The sequence below is a fragment of the Ruegeria sp. AE4 genome (assembly GCF_056542185.1).
This window is the reverse complement of record NZ_JBQFZK010000018.1, coordinates 41,148-60,173: the sequence shown is the minus strand read 5'-3', so window position 1 is coordinate 60,173 and position 19,026 is coordinate 41,148. Positions and strand designations below refer to the sequence as shown.

Sequence of the window (19,026 nt, the reverse complement as noted above, 5' to 3'; positions counted from 1 at the left end):
CGCCCTCTCATCTCGCATTGCGCTGGGTGTATTATTCAGCCGCCCAGCCGCCGACGGATTTGACTTCCAGAAAGTCCTCCAGCCCCCAAACGCCACCTTCGCGCCCGTTGCCGGATTGCTTCATCCCACCAAACGGAGAGCCCGCGCTGCGCGACTGGCCGTTCATCTCGACCATGCCCGACCGCAGAACCCGCGCCATGCGGTTGGCGCGCGCCTTGTCCTGCGTCTGCACATAATTGGTCAGGCCATAAGGTGTGTCATTGGCGATCTCGACAGCCTCTTCCTCGGTGTCGAAAGGGATCATGGTCAGAACCGGGCCAAAGATTTCCTCACGCGCGATGGTCATCTGGTTGTTGGCATCGGCAAAGACCGTCGGGCGGACATAATAGCCCTTGTTCAGCCCCTCGGGGCGTCCGGTGCCGCCCGCGACCAGCCGCGCCCCTTCGTCGATACCTTTCTGGATCAGGTCCTGAATCTTGGTCCACTGAACCTCATTCACGACGGGTCCGATATGGCGGCCCTCTTCTGCGGCGCTGCCCACTGTGACCTTGCTGGCGACCTCGGCGGCGATCTCAACGGCCTGATCATAGATCGGGCGCTGCACCAGCATCCGGCTCGGCGCGTTACAGCTCTGGCCGGTGTTGTTCATCATATGCAGCACGCCGCGTTTGACAGCCTTTTCATCGGCATCGGCAAAGACCACATTGGCGCCTTTGCCGCCCAGTTCCAGATGCACTTTCTTGAGCGTTTCCGCCGCGTTCTTCGAAATCGCCGTACCCGCACGGGTCGAGCCGGTAAAGCTGACCATATCCACGTCGGGATGACCCGACAGCTGCGAGCCAACGCCCGCGCCATCGCCGTTCACCAGATTGAAGACACCGGGCGGGAACCCTGCCTCGTCCATCATCTCGGCAAAGATCACCGCGTTCAGCGGGCTTTGCTCGGAGGGTTTCAGAACCATCGTGCAGCCCGCAATCGCCGCTGCACCGACCTTGAGCGTGACCTGGTTCATCGGCCAGTTCCAGGGCGTGATCAATGCGGCCACGCCAACCGCCTCATAGATGATCCGGTCATTCGGGGCGTGATCCCCCAGAGGGCGTTCAAACTGAAACGCCTTGGCCGCGCGGATGAAGTTTTGCAAATGCCATGTGCCTGCACCAACCTGCTGGCTGCGCGACATGTCAATCGGCGCGCCCATTTCCAGCGACATGGCCTGCGCCAGATCTTCCGCGCGGGTCTGGTAGATGTCGATCAGCTTCTCGACCAGCGCGATGCGGGCCTCTACCGGCGTTGCCATCCAGCCCGGCAGGGCGGCCTTGGCGGCGGCAACTGCCGCATCCGTGTCGGCCTGCCCACCCAGTGAGATCACCGCGCACGGCTCCTCGGTCGAGGGGTTGATGACCTCGAAATCATTGGGTTGCGACGGCGCGACCCATTGACCATTGATATAGAAATTCCGCTTTTCGATCATCCTGAGCCCTCCTGTCGGTCCAGCTAGAATCCGGCTGTTCGCCGACACTCTGTCACCCAAGCGAACAGGGGGCAATAGATAATTTGATCAAATTATTTTTCCAGTGAAACCGGTGAATTTCCGGGCCGCGACCACGATGCAAGTTTTAACCCGTGGGCAAAGTGATTAGGTTGCGGGCAATCGACTCAGGTTAATACTGGAAAGGAGATACCCAATGGGTTTGCGCATCAACGATACGGTCCCGAACTTCACCGCAGAAACAGATCAGGGCACCATTCAGTTTCACGACTGGATTGGCGACAGCTGGGCCATTCTGTTCTCGCACCCCAAGGATTTCACGCCTGTCTGCACCACCGAATTCTCGGCCGTCGCGCAGCTGAACGACGAATGGGCCGCGCGCAACACCAAGGTGATCGGCGTGTCGGTTGACGGTGTCGAAGACCACAAGAAGTGGAAGAAGGATATCGAGGAATACGGTAAGGCCAATCCCGGGTTCCCGATCATCGCTGATGAGGGTCTGGCGGTGTCGAAAGCCTTCGACATGCTGCCTGCCGAAGCCTACCTGCCTGATGGTCGCACCCCGGCTGACAGCGCCACCGTGCGGTCGGTCTTTATCATCGGCCCGGACAAGCAGCTGAAACTGTCGATGACCTATCCGATGACCGTGGGCCGCAACTTTGCCGAAATCCTGCGCGCGCTGGACGGGTTGCAGATGTCGTCAAAAGGTGTCGCAACACCTGCCAACTGGGTGCCGGGTGAAGACGTGATCATCCCGCCCTCAGTGTCGAACGAAGACGCCAAGGCCAAATTCGGCGCGTTCGAGACGATCTTTCCCTATCTGCGCAAGACCAAAGCGCCGTCCTAAGGCGGTTACCGGGTCAGGGGGGCTGTCTGCCCCCCATCGCGCCTGCCGGCACGATCCCCCCCGAGGATATTTGGGGCCAGATGAAGCAGGCGGGGGCAGGGTGACCGGCGGGAAACCTGCCCCTAGACCTCAGAACTTGTACCGAAGCCCGAAATTGACACTGAACGTATCCAGATCGTCTTCGACAATGCCGGTCAACGCGCCGTTCGGGGCCAGTCGCCGCGACGAGACGTCAAAGGCGCGGGCATAGCGGGCGTCGACGGTAAAGGCGGTTGACGGGTTGATCTCGTAAGCCACACCGGCGATCAGCTGCGCGGCAAAGGTGGTGTCGCTGTCATCCAGTACCACACCCGGCCCATAGGCAAAATCCAGATCCGAATAGGTGGCCCCCAGACCAAACCCGGCATAGGGCGTCAGCGCACCCGCCTGTTTGAAATCGAACAGCACATTGGCAAACAATGAGGTCTGCGTGACATCGCCCGAGATATTGCCCTCGGCCCCCGGCCCGTTGCCCGAGAAGTTCACACCATCCACGTCGCTGTCGCGGTAAGACAGCTCCAGCTCAACCCGTGTTCCGAACCTGTCATTGGACCATTGCGGGATCTCCTTGCCGATGGCCACGCCCAGACCGAACCCTGCGTCGAACTCCGTGTCGACGGATTGGGGCGTGCCGCCGATCGTGCCTGCGAAATCGCTGTCCTGCAGCTGGCTGTACCCGACAAAACCCTGAACATAGGTGCCGTCGCCCAGGCTCTGCGCGGCAAGCGCCGTCGCGCTGGCGGCGAGGGCCGTTGAGGTAAGTAAAATGTGCTTGAACATGATTGTCTCCGTAGCTCCAAAACTCTGCTTGGCCTCGATGTGGGCGGGCTTGACGGAAAGGAAAGGCGCGGGGCTATCACTTCGTTTCACAGGTTTTTGGACGCGCGTGAGTGAATAGATCCGGGGCTGGGGCAGCGCTGTTCATCGGCTTCTTCGGGCCCCTCAGGTTCTGGTTCGCGCCGAATTGTGATAGGGTGCTTAGGGGCAAAACTCAGGCATGCGACCAATCACCTCGGGCTTTCGGACTGTTCAAAGCAGGAGAAGACCATGGCTTTTACAGATTGGTATGTTGAAGGAGAGAGTTTCGGGAACTGCAACTGCGGCTATGCCTGCCCCTGCCAGTTCGAAGAGTTGCCGACCCATGGCGATTGCCGGGGGTTCGAAGTGCTGGAGGTGACCAAAGGGCATTTCGGTGACACCGACCTCAGCGGGACCAAAGCCGCGCTGATCTATGCCTGGCCGGGGCCGATCTTTGAGGGCGGCGGCGAGATGCAGGTGATCGTTGATCCCGCAGCAACCCCGGCACAGCGCGACGCGCTGGAAAAGGTCTTTCACGGTGAAGAAACCGAAGAGATGGCGACGCATTGGTATGTGTTCAGGGCAATGTGCGAGACGGTTCATGACACGCTTTACCTGCCGATCGAATTCGAGATGGACCTCGAAGAACGCACGGCCAGCGTTACCGTTGGTGATGTTCTGAAATCCACCGGACAGCCGATTCAGGCCCCGCATGGCGGCGGCGCGCATCGGGTGCGCATCGATATCCCCGGCGGGATCGAGTTTTCCATTGCCGAGATTGGCAGCGCCTCGACCCGCTCTGATGCCGCGATAAAGCTGGACCTGAAGGACAGCTATGGCCAGTGGCACTTTCTGAAACATGGGCCCGGCGGGGTTGCCCACTGATCGGCCCCCCTGTCAGGCGGCGCGCGCAGGTGCGTTCAGGACGGGCGTCCAGCAGGGCAACGTCAGATCCGCCCTCAGCACCCGAACCTCGAAGGGTTTCAGCACCGGCAACGCGGTTGATCCATAGCCATCGGCACCGCAGGCCAGATCCGGGAACAGGGTGAACAGCTCGCGCCGTGTGGCAGGTGCCATCGCGCCCAGTGTCGTGTCACCGGGATAGAAGGATTCGGACCAGATGCCTTCGACGTTTACCAGTTCATGCCGGTCAAAGAGGATATGGACATACTCGACCCCTTGCGCGGGCAGCTCCTGAACGATTGTCCGCCCGTTGATCAACCCCTTGGCCGGGGCCAGCATCGCGGTCTCGCAATGCATCAGTTCCATCATCGCCGAGGTGACGGCGATCCTGTGCTGTGGCGAGACGACCAGATCACGGCTTGGGCTGTTCGGCCCGAAACTCCCCGCCATGATCCGGACAGGGCAAAGATGAGTGTCCTGTTGCAACTCCTGCGCTGACAAGCGACGCCTGCCGATCCAGCGCACCGGGCGGATATCGCCCTTGGCTGTAAGAACCGGGTCGCCGGGGTTCAGGGTTTCGACCCGGCGCAGCCCGGTGGGCGTCCGGATCAGGGACCCGGTGGTAAAACACACGAAAGACGGCAAAGTCTGATAGGTGCTTGGCGCTGCCGTCCCGCCAAAGCTGGTCCCCGTGATCGTATCGTTCAGCTGCGCCTGACCCGAGGTAACGATGATGTAGCGCGGGTTCGAGAACTGTACCAGAATGAAGGTGACAGGCGCCCCGTTCACCGTCCCCGAATAGCTTTCAAAGGTGCTGAAATTTTGGCTTGTCCCGGAAAAACCGGGCAGGGCCGACAGATCAAGCTGCGCGCTGTCAGGGTCAGGATCCTGCAACAGGGCGTCATTGTCGGTGATATCAACGGAATAAGCGGCAGTAATATCGACGCTTCTATTGCTATAGGGGTCTGCGCTGATTTCGAAAACGGTTATCGAGGCCACGGTCGAAAAGCATCCCTGAATGCAACAAGATCATCCTTATGGTTGAGTAAATACACGCATGAAGTGTTAACAATTGATTTACCAAGCCACGGGACACCCGGTGTTCTTGACCGCACGGACAAAAAAAGCCCCGGTCGAAACCGGGGCTTTTCGCATTCAATCAGAGGGTGGGCAGATTACTCTGCGCTTTCCTCTTTCTTTTCTTTCTTCTCGGGAACGATCTCTTCGCCGGTTTCCTGATCGACCACTTTCATCGACAGGCGAACCTTGCCGCGATCGTCAAAGCCCAGCAGCTTGACCTTCACTTCCTGACCTTCCTTCAGAACATCCGACGGATGGTTCAGGCGGCGGTTTTCGATCTGGGACACGTGGACCAGACCGTCGCGCTTGCCAAAGAAGTTCACAAAGGCACCGAAATCGACGATCTTGACCACCTTGCCGGTATAGACCTGACCTTCTTCCGGCTCGGCCACGATCGACCAGATCATGTCATAGGCCTTCTTGATCGATTCCCCATCGGGCGATGCGATCTTGATGACGCCATCGTCGTTGATGTCGACCTTGGCACCCGAAACCTCGACGATCTCGCGGATGACTTTGCCGCCCGAACCGATCACTTCACGGATCTTGTCGGTCGGGATGTTCATGGTCTCGATGCGCGGCGCGTGGACCGAGAACTCGTTGGTCTCGGACAGGGCTTTGCCCATCTCGCCCAGGATGTGCATCCGGCCGTCCTTGGCCTGTGCCAGGGCGGTTTCCATGATCTGAGGCGTGATGCCCGCGACCTTGATGTCCATCTGAAGCGAGGTGATGCCGTTTGCAGTACCCGCAACCTTGAAGTCCATATCGCCCAGGTGGTCTTCGTCACCCAGAATGTCGGTCAGAACTGCGTAAGACCCGTCATCTTCCAGGATCAGACCCATGGCCACACCGGCAACCGGAGCTTTCAGCGGAACACCCGCATCCATCATCGACAGCGAACCGCCGCAGACAGACGCCATCGAGCTGGAGCCGTTGGATTCAGTGATCTCGGACACCACGCGGATGGTATAGGGGAAGTCGGTCGGCGCAGGCAGAACCGCCTGCAGCGCGCGCCATGCCAGCTTACCGTGACCGATTTCGCGACGGCCGGGCGAACCCACACGGCCCACTTCACCAACCGAATAGGGGGGGAAGTTGTAATGCAGCAGGAAGTTCGATTTGAAGTTGCCGTGCAGCGCGTCGATGAACTGCTCATCGTCGCCGGTGCCCAGCGTGGTCACGGCCAGCGCCTGAGTTTCACCGCGGGTGAACAGGGCAGAGCCGTGTGTGCGCGGCAGCAGCGAGGTTTCGGCTTCGATGGCACGCACATCGGTGGTCGAACGACCGTCGATGCGCTTGCCGCCCTTGACGACGTCACCGCGCAGAATACCGGCTTCCAGCTTTTTCATCGCCGAGCCAAGATTGGCGTCTTCCAGCTGTTCCTCGCTCAGCGCTTCCTTGATCGCTTCACGGGCAGCGGCAACAGCGGCGGTGCGCTCCTGCTTGTCGGTGATCGCGAACGCGGCGCGCATCTGCTCTTCACCGGCAGCCGAAACGGCGGCATAAAGCTCCGAGTAATCGGGTGCGACGAATTCGAACGGCTCTTTCGCGGCGTCTTCGGCCAGCGAAATGATCAGGTCGATGACCGGCTGGATCTGCTCATGCGCAAAGGTCACGGCACCCAGCATTTCGGCCTCGGACAGCTCATAGGCTTCCGATTCCACCATCATCACGGCGTCTTTGGTACCGGCAACAACCAGATCCAGACGCTGTTCAGGGTTCAGGCGCAGGTCCTGCATGTCATCCACGGTCGGGTTCAGGACGTATTCGCCATCCACGAATCCAACGCGGGCACCGGCGATCGGGCCCATGAACGGCGCGCCGGAAATGGTCAGCGCAGCCGACGCGGCGATCATTGCAACGATGTCGGGATCATTGACCAGATCGTGGCTCAGCACGGTGCACATCACCAGAACTTCGTTTTTGAAACCGTCAACGAACAGCGGGCGGATCGGACGGTCGATCAGACGCGCGGTCAGCGTCTCTTTCTCGGTCGGGCGCGCCTCGCGCTTGAAGAAGCCACCCGGAACCTTACCGGCGGCATAATATTTCTCTTGGTAATGTACGGTCAGCGGGAAAAAGTCCTGACCGGGTTTTTGGCTCTTGGCAAAGGTCACGTTGGCCATGACGCTGGTTTCGCCCAGCGTGGCAATCACGGTGCCGTCGGCCTGACGGGCAACCTTGCCGGTTTCCAGTGTCAGCGTCTCCTCGCCCCACTGCATCGATTTCTTCGTTACATCAAACATATGCGTATCCTAGAACGGAGCACTCCCGCCCCTGCGGGTCTCCGGTTTTGCATGGCGGCCCCATTGCCGCCGACCCCATTTATCTTCCGTTCGAGTGCCGGGGTCAGGGCACAACGTCTCAGATACCGCGCGCATACATGAGAATGCGTTGGAAGGAAAGCGAAACCGAAAAAGCTGGCCGGATCAGGCTGAGGCAGGTCCTGACCTCTCGCAGCGCGTCGCAAGGCACAGGGGCCGCATGATGGCGCGCTGCGTGCCATTGCCCCCGTCCGGGAAATGGCCTGACAGAACCGGATCACTGCGCTAACCTCACTTTCATCGGGGGTGCGAATGAAAAGACGGCTTACGACAGTGCTGGCGGCTGACGTTGTCGGGTACTCAGCGCTTATGGATCAGGACCGGCAGGGTACACTTGCAGCGCTGAAATCGTTCCGTGACGACACGCTCACTGCCCTGCTGGAATCCCACAACGGCACATTGATCAAAAGCATGGGGGATGGCTGGATCGCTGAATTCCAGTCAACGTCCGACGCGTCGGATTTTGCGATTGCCCTGCAATCCTGCGACAAGCCCGAAGGGCTGCGGCTGCGCATCGGTATTCACACGGGTGAGGTCATCACGGAAGGCGAAGACATTTTCGGTGATGGCATCAATGTCGCTGCCCGGCTCGAAGCATTGGCCAAACCCGACCAGATCCTGATTTCGGACACGGCGCATCACAGTCTCGACCGGGGCGATGCAGCCCTGTTCGACGGCGGCGGGCAGGCCGAGCTGAAGAACATCACGCGCCGCGTTGGTGTCTGGTGCTGGCCAAAGGGCTCAACCTCCAATCTTGCAACACCCGCCGACACCCGCCCGGGGATCGCCGTCCTGCCCTTCGACAACATGTCCGGCGACCCCGAGCAAGAGTTCTTTGCCGACGGTATAACCGAAGACATCATCACGGAACTGTCGCGCTTTCGCTGGCTGATGGTCGTGGCCCGCAACTCGTCCTTCATCTTCAAGGGAAAAACGACAGATATCCGCCAGGTCGGCCTGACGCTCGGGGTTCGGTATGTGCTGGAAGGGTCCGTCCGCCGCGCGGGACAGCGTGTCCGGATCACCGGTCAGTTGATCGATGCGGAAAATGGCAGCCACCTGTGGGCCGATCGCTTTGACGGGGTGCTGGACGATATCTTCGAGCTTCAGGACAAGGTCACGCAAGAGGTCGTCTCCGCGATCGAGCCTTCGCTGCGCCACGCTGAAACGAACCGGTCCCGCGCCAAGCCGACCGAAAACCTCGAAGCCTATGAACTCTATCTTCAGGCGCAGTCGCATTTTCATCTGCTGACAGATGACGCCAATCGCGAAGCCATCCGGCTGACGACGCTGGCGCTGGACCGCGACCCGGATTACGCCGCAGCCGCAGGGCTGCTGGCCTGGCTGCATATTCAGCGCCTTGTGCAGGGGCTCGACCCCATCGGCGAAGGGCCCAGGGCCGCCATCAGCGCGGCAGAACGCGTTCTCATGAGCGACCGCGCCGACGGCATTGCCATGGCTTATGCAGCGCATTCAATCTCGATGCTGGCCCGCGACCTGCCGCGCGCGCGGGCGGCGTTCAAACAGGCTCTGGCCGAAAACCCCAATGCTGCAAGTGTTCACATGCTCGCCTCCATCAACCTGTGCATGTTGAACCGGTCGGACGAGGCATTGGAACACGCAACACATGCCATTGAACTCAGCCCGAAAGACCCGATGCGCCATGCGGCGCATATCGCCCGGGCAAGTGCGCTTTTTCACCTGCGCCGGTATGACGAGGCCGCCGCCGCCGCGCGTGACGCTCTGGCCGTTCGGTCCGGATTTGTCATGAGCCACCTGATGCTTATTGCCGCCTTGGGCCAGATGTCCGATGCCGCAGCGGCGCAGGCGGCGATAAGCGACCTACAAGCGCTGCGCCCTGATATCACCGCGTCCTCGGATCAGACCAGACTGCCGGTCTTTACCGTTCCGGCCTGTGCGGAATGCTGGCGCGAAGGGTGGAAAAAGGCCGGTCTTCCCGAATAACGGCTGATCTACAGATACGCGTTCAGCTGCTGTCACGAAACTCCGCGCGCGCGCCGGCTGGCGGCCTCCGGATGTTCAAGTGTGATGTTCACCACAGAGAGAATTCAAAACTCGTCTATTGTGCAGGCTTATTGTGTCAAAGTTAATGAAAGTAGGTTTACCCATGAAGCTCCATTCCGCCTCTGGCATTTCATTTAACCCTGATGTGTTCGACGAGTCATTCATCGAAATGCTCGACAAGCTCCCCGAGGACGCGGTCGAGGACATCGACCTTGATGCAGGCCCGAAGATGCCGCTGATGACAACCCCCGCCGCCGAACCAAGTGCGGCGGACGTGGCCGCGATCATGGAAAGCGCATGGGAAGAGCTTTATGCCTCAGACGAAGGGGCCGATATCCGGGCGCTACCGGCCGACCAGCAGGCGCAGATCAAGGCACGGTTCCTGTCCCCCGACCCGATACCCGAGGCCGAAGCCGCCACGGTTCCCGTCGATGCCGCGCCATTTTCGGTGCAGGAAACCGCGGACAGCCTGATCCTGATGCAGGGGGACACGCCGCTTTTGGGGGCACCGCTGGGCACCAGCAGGAAAAAGCGCAAGAAGGCCGCGCTGAACACCTTTATCGGGGCCGCCGCCAAGGCCTTTGCCGATATCATCACGATGGCCATGGCGGCACTGGGGGTTTATCAGGCGCTCGGAACCAAGACGGTCACGCGGGCCGGGGCCGGGATTGCCGTCAAATGCAGCGGACCGATCAGCCGCCACGCCGGTGCAATCGCCAAGGCCGGAACGGCGGGCAGCGATCTGGCCATGATGAAGGCCATGCTGGGCGTCGCCAAGGCGTCTGTCGGGTTCACCAAACTTGCGGGCATCGTTCTGACCGACATGAGCGGCCTGGAAAAAGCCGCCGCGATTGCCACCTGCGTCGGCGGCATGACTCTGGCCGTCGCCTCGGCAAGCGGGTCGTTCTGGGTGTCGATGCTGGCGATGGTAACCGCAGTTGCGATGTTCGTGATCGACACCGCCTTGGCGGTCGATACCTACAAAAAGTGGCAGGCGATCTGACCCGAAATCAAAGACGCCCGCCATTTGGGCGGGCGTACAAATCTTACAGACCGGGGTTCAGAACCGGTACAAAACGTAACAAATACGTTTAGCGGCGGATGCCCAGCTTTTTGATCAGGTCCTGGTAACGCGCCTCTTCCTTGCCCTTCAGGTAGTCCAGCAGCTTACGGCGCTGAGCAACCATTTTCAGCAGACCACGACGACCGTGGTTGTCTTTCTTGTGGGTCTTGAAGTGCTCGGTCAGGGTGTTGATGCGCGAGGTCAGGATAGCAACCTGTACTTCAGGCGAACCGGTGTCGCCTTCTTTGGTTGCGAATTCTTGCATGACGCGTGCTTTTTCAGCGGCAGTGATCGACATCGGGGTCTCCTTTAAAAGGTTAGAGTTGATGGCGCAGGCCGGGATGTCGTCCAGCACAGGCCCATGGAGAAAACCGCACCGATTCCGATGCGGATGGGCGCGTATAAGCGCAATTGACCCAAATGGCAAAGGGTTTCTGCGGGCTCAGACCATCTGCCCGTATTGCGCCAACTGGGCTTCGGTGATCAGCTGAATGTCGGCCGCTGTCATCCCTTCGGCACCATATACCTGCGCAACTTCTTGGCCATCTATGAAAACCCTTGTCAGGTTGGCGTTTTCGGCGTCGACCTCAACCTCGATTGCCGGGTCGGTCTCATCCTCCCACGTCACCAGCAGCTTGTCTTCGCCGGGTTGAAACCCCATCACGGTCACCTGATCGTCGCCTGGGTTCAACACGATATCATCGGCCCCGTCTCCGCCCGTTACCACGTCTTTGCCGCCTGCCAGAATGGTATCGTCACCCGCACCGCCGTTCAGGAAATCCCTTTCGGCGGCCCCCTCTTCGATCCCGAAAACAAAGTCGTCTCCATCCCCGCCAAAGACGGTATCCTCACCTTCGCCCCCGTTCAGAACATCATCCCCGAACCCGCCCTGCAACGCATCATCCCCTGCGCCGCCGTCCAGCCTGTCGTCGCCCTGACCGCCAAACAGTTCGTCCTCACCCGCACCGCCATCCAGTGTGTCGTCACCAAAGTGACCGTAAAGGGCGTCATCCCCGTCATCTCCGAACAAGAGGTCGTCATCCGCCTCACCGTGCAGGATGTCATTTCCCTGCCCGCCCGATATCTCATCCGCGCCGTCGCCCCCATGCAGAACGTCGTTGCCCTTGGCACCGTTTATCGTGTCGTCCCCGCCATAGCCGTTGATCTGATCGACACCGTCCTGCCCGGTAATCACGTCCGAACCATCGCCGCCAGCAATCACGAGGTCGCCTTCAAATTCCGAGATCACAGTTCCGGTGAAGGGCGCCTCGCTACTGTCCGGCGAGGGTTCGGTGTTAGCGTTTTCCGGGTCTTCGACACCCTCGCCGATGACCAGAAATTCACCGGTACCAACCTCGGCCGAAGGTTCACCTTCCGGGTTTTCATCCGGCGTGTCGTCCTCTTCGATCAGAAAATCGCTCATCGCGTAAGCAGCGCCGCCAATGGCGGCCAGTCCAAGCAATCCGGCCAGAAACATGGAACCCCTCCGAAAGCATGATGTTCCGAGGGTGGAATATCCCATGTCGGCCGTCACCGGGTCAAAGGTAAACCTTTGAAATGGTTAATCCTTTGTCACCAGAGTTCTGGCTGCTGAGTATAGGCGATATAAAGCGGATGTTTGGGGTGACCGTCCTTGGTCAGGCCCAGATGGAACAGCGATTGGCCGGTGCCGCGCAACAGGGTTTCCACCGCAGGGCCGCGCTCCAGATGCGCGCCATGCGTGCCCCAGGCCGCGATGACCTGATCGGCCCATTGCACGCCGTCCAGAATGGCCGCGTCATTCTCGGGCCCGACCGGATCGGCGGCAGCCCGCATCTTGCGCGGGTCGGTGTCGCGCCACGCAAAGATGTTCGTGACCTGAAACGCCCCGAACCCAAGCGCGCGTGCGCGCCGTTCACAGCGTTCCACTGTCGGATCGTTCTGCACCTCGGTCGCGGTTGAGGGGTTCAGCATCACAAACAGCGCCTTGCGCCCTGCCGGGTCCCAGATGCGGGTCAGGCTATAGCGGTATTTCTCGCAATCGGAATATATGGCGGTCGAGGGCGCGTCGCCCTTGGTATGGGAACGGGTGATCATGCTAGGTATATCCAAGTCTCATTGTGAGTCCGCAATATGTAGATTTTGTTCTTGTTTTGTGCCATCTTTGATTTTGTGATTCCATAGGAGATCGACATGCCAGCGAAAAAGCAATCGGGCAACAAAACTTCAACTTTGGCTTCCAAAGTGCTTTCGGGCAAAAAGAAGCCAACGCAAAAAGAGATAAAGTCTTTGGCAGCTTCTGTGCTTGCTCAAGACGAAACTAAAGGTAAGCGCAAATAGATTAGTCGACGAACACCCGGCTGGGGTGCAATTCACCGGATTTATAGATGCCCACGGCCACGGCCTTGCCGTCGAACGATGCCCAGGCCTCGTCGCCATATTCCACGTCCGAAGCCAGTACCATGCCCGGATTGCCATTGCGCAGACGGGTTGCCCCCTCGGCGGTGCATTTCAGCTCGGGCAGGTCGGACAGGCCGGTTTCCAGTGGGTGCAGATATTCGTCCAGCGCGGTTGTTTTCGCCATCTCGTCGATCTGCTCGATGCTTAACCCGTCCTCGGCCTCGAACGGGCCGGACCAGATGCGGCGCAGTTCCTTGACGTGGCCGTGGCACCCCAGCGCCTCGCCCAGATCGCGGGCGATAGACCGCACATAGCCGCCTTTGCCGCAGGTCATCTCCAGCACCACGTGATCTTCGTCGGGGCGGTCGACAAGGATCAGTTCCTCGACCCAGAGGGGGCGAGCGTTCAGCTCCACATCCTCCCCATCACGGGCCAGTTTATAGGCGCGTTGGCCGTCGATCTTCACCGCCGAGAATTTGGGCGGCACCTGCATGATATCGCCCAGAAACGGGGTCAGCGCCTGTTTGATATCGTCATCCGAGGGGCGCGCATCGCTTTGCGCGATCACTTCGCCCTCGGCATCGTCCGTGTTGGTGGCCTGCCCCAGTCGCACGGTAAAGGTATAGGCTTTTAAGGCATCGGTGATATAGGGAACGGTCTTGGTCGCCTCGCCCAAGGCAATTGCCAGAACGCCGGTCGCCTCGGGATCCAGCGTGCCCGCATGGCCCGCCTTTTTGGCATCCATCGCCCAACGCACCTTGTTGACCACGGCGGTCGAGGTCATGCCCGCAGGCTTGTCCACCACCAGCCAACCGGAAATGTCGCGGCCCTTGCGTTTGCGTCCCATCATGCACCTTGAATCTTGCTGAGGCGCGCGAGTTAGCGGATCACTCTGCCGCTGTCAATTTGCGGGCGTTTCTTCGACCACACCGACAATCGGCCCCAGCGAGAATCCCAAATCCGAGCGGTTGCTGGCACGCTCATACATCCGCGAGATATTGCCGTCGAAAAACAGCGCGTTTGGCGTGCCAAGCACATCGCGGAACAAACGTCCGAACTCGTGGAAGGTGACATAATCTTCCGAGATCGCAAACACCGCCCGTGTACCATCGGAACTGGTGCCGACCCCATTTCGAACATAAAGCGAGGTCGAATCAGGCAGGAAGCGCGGGTGCAGTTCTCCGTCGATCACCAGCATGGGACCGGATTGGGTGGCAAAGCGGCAGGTGGGCGCCTGATCCACGTATTCAAGCGTTTCAAACACATCTGCCCGGCCTTCGCGGATGCAGAACACGCCATTGGGCAGCAAACCGAAGTTGCCGGGGCCGGGGTTGGTGATCACACGCATCTGCTCCTGGCCGTCCTCGACATAATGGCCAACGGGTGAACGGTCGTCGTGGTACATGCCCGCGTTCATCGCAAAGGTCAGCCGTTCGCCTTCCGGGGCCAGCACTTCGTTGACCGCCGAAAAATGCCCCAATACCTGACCGTCTTCACCGTTCAGAAACAGCCGCAGATCTTCATTGGCGGCATCGACGTTGCAAACCGTATAACGTTTGTCCTCATGGGTCAGCTTTTCACAAGTGACCGCGCCTGCCTGCGCGGCCCAAAGAAGCGTCGCCAATGTGACAAACGTGCGGATCACTCGTCCAGATCGCGGCGCACCGCGTCCTGTTCGAACATGCGGCGGGTGTCGTCCAGACGGTCGAACGTGTCATCCAGCCGAAAGCGCAGATCGGGCGCGAATTTCAGGCCGACTTTCTTGCCGACCATGCGCCGCAGCTCACCCTTGTTGCGGGCCAGAAGTTCGATCACGTCCTCCTGCCCTCTGCCGCCAAGGGGCAGCACATAGGCGGTGGCGATCTTCAGATCGGGCGAGGTACGCACCTCACCCACGGTGATCGACATGCGATTCAGGTCGGGGTCGTGGACATCTCCGCGCGCCAGAACTTCGGACAGGGTGCGGCGGATCAGTTCGCCGACACGCAGCTGCCGTTGGGACGGGCCGGGGCCATCATGGAATTTGTTCTTTGCCATAATCCCCGATCTAAGCGCAAAGCGGGGCTTTGCCAAGCGGGCGCGAACCGGGTAGGAGGCTTTGAGCCGACTTAACGAAAAGGACCAGCGCAATGACCCATATTCCGGGGATCGTCATCACAGGGGCTTCGGGCCGTATGGGGCAGATGCTGATCAAGACCGTGACGGACAGCGATCAGGCGCGTCTGGTCGGCGTGGTCGAGCGCAAGGACCATGACTGGATCGGTCAGGATGTGGGCACGGTCATGGGCGGGCAGGCACTGGGCGTCACCGTCACCGACGATCCGCTGGAAGCCTTTGCGCAGGCGCAGGCAGTGATCGACTTCACCGCGCCCGAGGCGACACTGGACTTCGCCGCGCTGGCCGCGCAGGCGCGCTGTGTGCATGTGATCGGCACCACCGGCATGTCCGACGAACAGATCGCAGCACTGGAACCCGCGTCGCGCCATGCGGTGATCGTACGAGCCGGAAACATGAGCCTTGGCGTCAACCTTCTGGTGCAATTGACCAAAAAGGTCGCAGCTGCGCTGGATGAGGATTTCGATATCGAGATCATCGAAGGTCACCACCATCACAAGGTAGATGCACCTTCGGGCACCGCCTTGATGCTGGGAGAGGCCGCAGCCGAAGGGCGTGGCGTTGAGTTGTCGGACGTGTCCGACCGGGGTCGGGACGGCATCACCGGTGCGCGCAAGCGTGGAGATATCGGTTTTCACGCTATTCGCGGCGGCGACATCGTGGGGGAACATGATGTCCTGTTCGCCGCCCCTGGAGAACGCATCGTCCTGCGCCATCTGGCCACCGACCGCGCCATCTTTGCCCGCGGCGCGTTGAAAGCGGCGCTGTGGGGGCAGGGCAAATCCCCCGGTCAATATGACATGGTGGATGTGCTTGGGCTGTAAGCCATAGACGGGCCGCTCGACGGCGTTACACTCGGGCGTATGGGGAACCTGACATCACGTGTGATGACCGGATTGGTGCTGGTCCTGTTCTATCTGACCCTGCTGCCCTTCGTCGCGCAGGGGTTTGACATGATCGGCGTCGGGCTGTCTGAGAGCGCGGCACAGAAAAGCTACTTGTTTGCCTATGACCAGAGTGTCGCTAATGCGGCGATGATGTTGCATATCCTTGCCGGAACGGTGTTGGTGGCTCTTGTGCCGCTGCAGCTGCTGAAAGGGCTTCGGCTGAAATACAATCGGTTTCACCGCGGCTTGGGTGTGGCTCTGATTGCGTCGGCTTTGATCACCGGACTGGCAGGAATGACCTATATCCCCCTGCGGGGAACGATCGGTGGACCGATGATGTCTGCAGCGTTTTTCTTGTATGGGCTCTGCCTGTTCACTGCAGCTCTGATGGTGGCGCGCATGGCTATATTCGCGGATCGTGCTGGCCATTGGGCATGGGGTCTGCGTCTGTTCTGGCTGGCGCTGGGGTCGTGGCTCTACCGTGTGCATTATACGGTTTGGTATCTGTTGACCGGCGGGTTGGGGTCAGAGCCTGATTTCTCGGGCCCTTTCGATCAGGTTCAGAACTTCGCGTTCTTCGTACCATACCTGCTGGCTACGCAGATTTGGATCGCGCGTTGCCGATCTGCTCATCGGGGGGCTCTGATCACAAATCCCTGATCTTGTCGGCGCGCAGCGGGCAGGCGAGGTAGACGCCAAATTCCTGACCGATATCAGCGCTGACGCGGGCGTGCACCGCACCCTGCCGATCGAGGAACCGCTGGTTGTCTTCAACCGGGAATATCCCCTCGTGCCAGATACCGGGATGGATATACAGCCCGCGCGAACCGTCGCACCAGAACGCCACCACCTTTTCTGGTGTCAGGTTGTCGCCGGGCAACGCGGCAGGAATGATGAAGGGCTTGTTGTCGAGCGGCCAGAACATCTGCCCGCCATCCGGGTGGTAGTTCATGTGCCACAGCAGCACCTGATCGCGGGGCGCTGTTTGGCGGCTTGTCTGTGCCTGCTGCGGATCGGTGGACCAGCCGAGGACATAGTGGCCATTGACCGCTTCGTTCTCGCCATAAAGCACGTCGCCCTTCCACTCACCGCGAAAGGTGCCTTCGACCCAGCCGCCTTCGTCGCCGGTGCCTTCATCGATCGGCCGCCACCCCTGTTGTGGCCAGCGGGTGATCTCGATCTCGAACCCTTCGGGATCATCGACCAGACACCCATAGCCTTTGACCGAGGCGTCCGTCGCGCGGATCAGGGGAACCTCGTGCCAGGGCAGCGAGGGTTTGGTGCTGGCTTCAAAGATGTATTCCGGGGCGTTCATGCGGCCTCCATGTGCTTGTCGACCATACGCTGCACCATCGGCGCAAAATGTGCAAAGTCCGGGGTTTCCATATCCGCGCGTTTGCCGGCCTCATCCAGATAGCGGACCTGAATGATCTCTTTCAGGTTCGGGTTGGCTTCGAACGCGGCAACTTCTTCGGCGCTCATCGGACCACCTTGCAGTTCCAACGTGTGAACCGACGCCGCGGACAGGCGATTGAAATACTCGGGTTTGGTGGCACAAAGATACCGCTTGGCTGCCACGTGATAGCGGCAGCAATCGGTGATGACCGAGGGGAAGAACTGCTCCAGCACCTCGGCGCCCGCGTCCTCATGATGACGGTCTTCGGTGTCGTCGGGGTGGTAGGTGCCGAACTCGGATGTGAAATGGCCGATGTCGTGCAGCAAGGCGCCCACGATAATTTCCTCGGGCAACCCGTTCTGCTCGGCAATGGTTGCACCTTGCAGCATGTGCTGGGCCATGGTGACAGGCTCGCCCAGATATTCTTCACCGCCGCGGCGCGCAAAGATGTCGCCGATGAAGGCGACGATATTGTCCCGGTTCAGGGTCGAGAAATCAGGTTTCATTCCGCCGCCTCCGGTTGCGCCATCTCCATCGCCGCCAGTGTGGACAGCAACCCGTCCTTGTCGGCGTAACATCCCTGCAACCAGCGCGATCCGGCCCCGGAATAGCCAAGCCGCGCGTGCAGGACGCGGGTGTTGTCGACGATAAAGCTTTCCCCCGGTTCCAGTTTGAACGACACGCCCATCGCCGGATCGTCGATGATATCTCCCAGTTGGCGATAGGCGGCGTAATAAGCCTCCATCTTGTCAAACGGCACATCCACAAAGGGGGCGGAAGAGCGGTTGTTGAAGCGGATGCCGATCAACTCGCCATCCGGCGACAACTCGATCATCGGGCGGCGCGACCGCAGGCAGACCCCGTCCGAGCCCTTGTACTCGAACCGCGCCGGATATCCAGCCAGCAGGGCAAAGCCTTCGGGGTTTGCGTCACGCAGTTTTTCGATGGCGCGGAAGCCGTCAACAACGATGGACTCTCCACCTTCAGCCGAGTTTTCCAGACAATAGAGGATTTGCAAGGTCGGCACCGGGTCGCGATAGGGGTTGTCGGTATGCGCCTGAAGGCCAAGCCCGGTATAGGCAAGGTTGGTCGGGTTCACCTCGGTCCGCACCTCGAAATAGGGGCCATAATTGGTTTCGCGGACATAGCCGAACAGGTCAGCGACCTTCAGCAATGATTCAGGCTCGGTCGGGCCGCCGGTCAGCTTGGCAAAGCCGAACTCGGCCACAGCGGCCAGCCAATTGCGCTTGGCCGCCGGGCTGGCATGGACCTCGTTCCAATCGCCGCTGGGCGCGGCGATGCCACTTTCCCAGGTCGTGATGCCGGGGGCGATGCGACCCAGCGCAATGTCATGATCGCGGTCGTAGCTGTTTTCGGCCAACCAGTCCGCCGGGAAGGTGACGGTTTTGCCCTCAGGCTGGAACGTGACTTGCAGGTCGCCCGCGACCACCTCGGCTGAACTGACCGAGATGTCGGCAGGAATATCGCCGATGGTGATCAGGCGCTGACCGTTGCCCGGCGCTCGGGTATCAGCGTCCAGCGCGTTGTCGCGCAGCCAGATGGCGTGGAAACGGGCCTTGGCCCCGGTGTCAAACGCGACTGTAACAATCGAGGTGTCGTGGGTGGCGGTGCGCAGCATTGGGGGTCTCCTGTTCGGCGCGAGCTTTGGTTGAGCAGATAC

Annotated in this window: 20 protein-coding genes; 7 read left to right on the top strand and 13 right to left on the bottom strand. The window is 60.2% G+C overall.

Going from position 1 to position 19,026, the window contains the following annotated elements; all coding sequences use genetic code 11:
- Positions 1–31: 31 nt before the first annotated feature.
- A complete protein-coding gene (locus ACR0EK_RS17405) occupies positions 32–1,471 on the bottom strand; it encodes an aldehyde dehydrogenase family protein (protein WP_480900787.1) in 1,440 nt (479 codons plus the stop codon).
- A 214-nt stretch (positions 1,472–1,685) separates the two neighbouring features.
- Between ACR0EK_RS17405 and ACR0EK_RS17400 the strand changes: the two genes are divergently transcribed.
- On the top strand, positions 1,686–2,336 hold the full coding sequence (locus tag ACR0EK_RS17400; protein ID WP_209505101.1) for a peroxiredoxin: 651 nt from the start codon (positions 1,686–1,688) through the stop codon (positions 2,334–2,336).
- A 129-nt stretch (positions 2,337–2,465) separates the two neighbouring features.
- Here ACR0EK_RS17400 and ACR0EK_RS17395 read toward each other — a convergent pair whose 3' ends face one another.
- The gene (locus ACR0EK_RS17395) at positions 2,466–3,155 is read right to left on the bottom strand and encodes an outer membrane protein (RefSeq protein ID WP_480900784.1); all 690 of its coding nucleotides are present in this window, start codon (positions 3,153–3,155) and stop codon (positions 2,466–2,468) included.
- Positions 3,156–3,422: 267 nt separating this feature from the next.
- Between ACR0EK_RS17395 and ACR0EK_RS17390 the strand changes: the two genes are divergently transcribed.
- On the top strand, positions 3,423–4,058 hold the full coding sequence (locus tag ACR0EK_RS17390; protein ID WP_480967981.1) for a DUF1326 domain-containing protein: 636 nt from the start codon (positions 3,423–3,425) through the stop codon (positions 4,056–4,058).
- 12 nt (positions 4,059–4,070) lie between these two features.
- Here ACR0EK_RS17390 and ACR0EK_RS17385 read toward each other — a convergent pair whose 3' ends face one another.
- Positions 4,071–5,075: a Hint domain-containing protein gene (locus tag ACR0EK_RS17385; RefSeq protein WP_480967980.1), complete on the bottom strand. Its 1,005-nt coding sequence runs from the start codon at positions 5,073–5,075 to the stop codon at positions 4,071–4,073.
- A gap of 176 nt (positions 5,076–5,251) precedes the next feature.
- Positions 5,252–7,402 (bottom strand): polyribonucleotide nucleotidyltransferase, encoded by a 2,151-nt coding sequence (gene pnp, locus ACR0EK_RS17380; protein ID WP_480482820.1) that lies wholly within the window; start codon positions 7,400–7,402, stop codon positions 5,252–5,254.
- 330 nt (positions 7,403–7,732) lie between these two features.
- On the opposite strand from pnp, the gene ACR0EK_RS17375 reads away from it, so the two are divergent.
- Both ACR0EK_RS17375 and ACR0EK_RS17370 read left to right on the top strand, forming a co-directional pair.
- Positions 7,733–9,445, top strand: coding sequence for an adenylate/guanylate cyclase domain-containing protein (locus ACR0EK_RS17375; protein ID WP_480967979.1), 1,713 nt, complete (start codon positions 7,733–7,735; stop codon positions 9,443–9,445).
- Positions 9,446–9,608: 163 nt separating this feature from the next.
- Positions 9,609–10,508, top strand: a complete 900-nt coding sequence (locus tag ACR0EK_RS17370; protein ID WP_480967978.1) for a hypothetical protein — start codon at positions 9,609–9,611, stop codon at positions 10,506–10,508.
- A gap of 88 nt (positions 10,509–10,596) precedes the next feature.
- On the opposite strand, the gene rpsO is transcribed toward ACR0EK_RS17370, so the two are convergent.
- The 3 genes from rpsO to ACR0EK_RS17355 all read right to left on the bottom strand — a co-directional run bounded on the left by rpsO (position 10,597) and on the right by ACR0EK_RS17355 (position 12,644).
- Positions 10,597–10,866, bottom strand: a complete 270-nt coding sequence (rpsO, locus tag ACR0EK_RS17365) for a 30S ribosomal protein S15 (protein WP_170329634.1) — start codon at positions 10,864–10,866, stop codon at positions 10,597–10,599.
- Positions 10,867–11,010: 144 nt separating this feature from the next.
- Positions 11,011–12,045, bottom strand: coding sequence for a calcium-binding protein (locus ACR0EK_RS17360; protein ID WP_480967977.1), 1,035 nt, complete (start codon positions 12,043–12,045; stop codon positions 11,011–11,013).
- 95 nt (positions 12,046–12,140) lie between these two features.
- Entirely contained in the window at positions 12,141–12,644 is a 504-nt protein-coding gene (locus tag ACR0EK_RS17355; protein WP_480482826.1) for a DUF1643 domain-containing protein, read from the bottom strand.
- 96 nt (positions 12,645–12,740) lie between these two features.
- On the opposite strand from ACR0EK_RS17355, the gene ACR0EK_RS17350 reads away from it, so the two are divergent.
- Entirely contained in the window at positions 12,741–12,887 is a 147-nt protein-coding gene (locus tag ACR0EK_RS17350; RefSeq protein WP_480482829.1) for a hypothetical protein, read from the top strand.
- Position 12,888: 1 nt separating this feature from the next.
- Here the strand turns inward: ACR0EK_RS17350 and truB are convergent, their stop codons facing one another.
- From truB to rbfA, 3 genes are read right to left on the bottom strand one after another with little or no spacing between them, the layout of a single operon-like run.
- Positions 12,889–13,794, bottom strand: a complete 906-nt coding sequence (gene truB, locus ACR0EK_RS17345) for a tRNA pseudouridine(55) synthase TruB (RefSeq protein WP_480482903.1) — start codon at positions 13,792–13,794, stop codon at positions 12,889–12,891.
- A gap of 54 nt (positions 13,795–13,848) precedes the next feature.
- Positions 13,849–14,592, bottom strand: coding sequence for a phosphodiester glycosidase family protein (locus ACR0EK_RS17340; RefSeq protein ID WP_480482831.1), 744 nt, complete (start codon positions 14,590–14,592; stop codon positions 13,849–13,851).
- A complete protein-coding gene (rbfA, locus tag ACR0EK_RS17335) occupies positions 14,589–14,984 on the bottom strand; it encodes a 30S ribosome-binding factor RbfA (protein WP_209505090.1) in 396 nt (131 codons plus the stop codon). Before rbfA ends, ACR0EK_RS17340 begins: the two co-directional genes overlap by 4 nt.
- Positions 14,985–15,076: 92 nt before the next feature.
- Here rbfA and dapB point away from each other — a divergent pair, with 92 nt between their 5' ends.
- A complete protein-coding gene (gene dapB / locus ACR0EK_RS17330) occupies positions 15,077–15,886 on the top strand; it encodes a 4-hydroxy-tetrahydrodipicolinate reductase (RefSeq protein WP_480554405.1) in 810 nt (269 codons plus the stop codon).
- A gap of 39 nt (positions 15,887–15,925) precedes the next feature.
- Positions 15,926–16,609, top strand: a complete 684-nt coding sequence (locus ACR0EK_RS17325) for a DUF2306 domain-containing protein (protein ID WP_480482835.1) — start codon at positions 15,926–15,928, stop codon at positions 16,607–16,609.
- On the opposite strand, the gene ACR0EK_RS17320 is transcribed toward ACR0EK_RS17325, so the two are convergent.
- The 3 genes from ACR0EK_RS17320 to tmpA are packed head-to-tail and all read right to left on the bottom strand — an operon-like array spanning position 16,596 to position 18,984.
- Positions 16,596–17,264 (bottom strand): ureidoglycolate lyase, encoded by a 669-nt coding sequence (locus tag ACR0EK_RS17320; RefSeq protein WP_267363508.1) that lies wholly within the window; start codon positions 17,262–17,264, stop codon positions 16,596–16,598. The two genes, ACR0EK_RS17325 and ACR0EK_RS17320, sit on opposite strands and share 14 nt — an antisense overlap.
- Positions 17,261–17,851: a (R)-1-hydroxy-2-trimethylaminoethylphosphonate oxygenase gene (tmpB, locus tag ACR0EK_RS17315; protein WP_480560513.1), complete on the bottom strand. Its 591-nt coding sequence runs from the start codon at positions 17,849–17,851 to the stop codon at positions 17,261–17,263. The genes ACR0EK_RS17320 and tmpB overlap by 4 nt, the downstream gene beginning before the upstream one ends.
- A complete protein-coding gene (gene tmpA, locus ACR0EK_RS17310) occupies positions 17,848–18,984 on the bottom strand; it encodes a 2-trimethylaminoethylphosphonate dioxygenase (RefSeq protein ID WP_480774268.1) in 1,137 nt (378 codons plus the stop codon). Before tmpA ends, tmpB begins: the two co-directional genes overlap by 4 nt.
- Positions 18,985–19,026 lie beyond the last annotated feature (42 nt).

Excerpts from the sequence above, each read along its gene's own strand:
- dapB (WP_480554405.1), top strand. The coding sequence starts at position 15,077 with ATGACCCATATTCCGGGGATCGTCATCACAGGGGCTTCGGGCCGTATG.
- pnp (WP_480482820.1), bottom strand. The coding sequence starts at position 7,402 with ATGTTTGATGTAACGAAGAAATCGATGCAGTGGGGCGAGGAGACGCTG.
- ACR0EK_RS17405 (WP_480900787.1), bottom strand. The coding sequence starts at position 1,471 with ATGATCGAAAAGCGGAATTTCTATATCAATGGTCAATGGGTCGCGCCG.
- rbfA (WP_209505090.1), bottom strand. The coding sequence starts at position 14,984 with ATGGCAAAGAACAAATTCCATGATGGCCCCGGCCCGTCCCAACGGCAG.
- ACR0EK_RS17320 (WP_267363508.1), bottom strand. The coding sequence starts at position 17,264 with ATGAACGCCCCGGAATACATCTTTGAAGCCAGCACCAAACCCTCGCTG.
- ACR0EK_RS17395 (WP_480900784.1), bottom strand. The coding sequence starts at position 3,155 with ATGTTCAAGCACATTTTACTTACCTCAACGGCCCTCGCCGCCAGCGCG.
- ACR0EK_RS17375 (WP_480967979.1), top strand. The coding sequence starts at position 7,733 with ATGAAAAGACGGCTTACGACAGTGCTGGCGGCTGACGTTGTCGGGTAC.
- ACR0EK_RS17325 (WP_480482835.1), top strand. The coding sequence starts at position 15,926 with ATGGGGAACCTGACATCACGTGTGATGACCGGATTGGTGCTGGTCCTG.
- tmpB (WP_480560513.1), bottom strand. The coding sequence starts at position 17,851 with ATGAAACCTGATTTCTCGACCCTGAACCGGGACAATATCGTCGCCTTC.
- ACR0EK_RS17400 (WP_209505101.1), top strand. The coding sequence starts at position 1,686 with ATGGGTTTGCGCATCAACGATACGGTCCCGAACTTCACCGCAGAAACA.
- ACR0EK_RS17370 (WP_480967978.1), top strand. The coding sequence starts at position 9,609 with ATGAAGCTCCATTCCGCCTCTGGCATTTCATTTAACCCTGATGTGTTC.
- ACR0EK_RS17390 (WP_480967981.1), top strand. The coding sequence starts at position 3,423 with ATGGCTTTTACAGATTGGTATGTTGAAGGAGAGAGTTTCGGGAACTGC.
- rpsO (WP_170329634.1), bottom strand. The coding sequence starts at position 10,866 with ATGTCGATCACTGCCGCTGAAAAAGCACGCGTCATGCAAGAATTCGCA.
- ACR0EK_RS17350 (WP_480482829.1), top strand. The coding sequence starts at position 12,741 with ATGCCAGCGAAAAAGCAATCGGGCAACAAAACTTCAACTTTGGCTTCC.
- truB (WP_480482903.1), bottom strand. The coding sequence starts at position 13,794 with ATGGGACGCAAACGCAAGGGCCGCGACATTTCCGGTTGGCTGGTGGTG.
- tmpA (WP_480774268.1), bottom strand. The coding sequence starts at position 18,984 with ATGCTGCGCACCGCCACCCACGACACCTCGATTGTTACAGTCGCGTTT.
- ACR0EK_RS17360 (WP_480967977.1), bottom strand. The coding sequence starts at position 12,045 with ATGTTTCTGGCCGGATTGCTTGGACTGGCCGCCATTGGCGGCGCTGCT.
- ACR0EK_RS17355 (WP_480482826.1), bottom strand. The coding sequence starts at position 12,644 with ATGATCACCCGTTCCCATACCAAGGGCGACGCGCCCTCGACCGCCATA.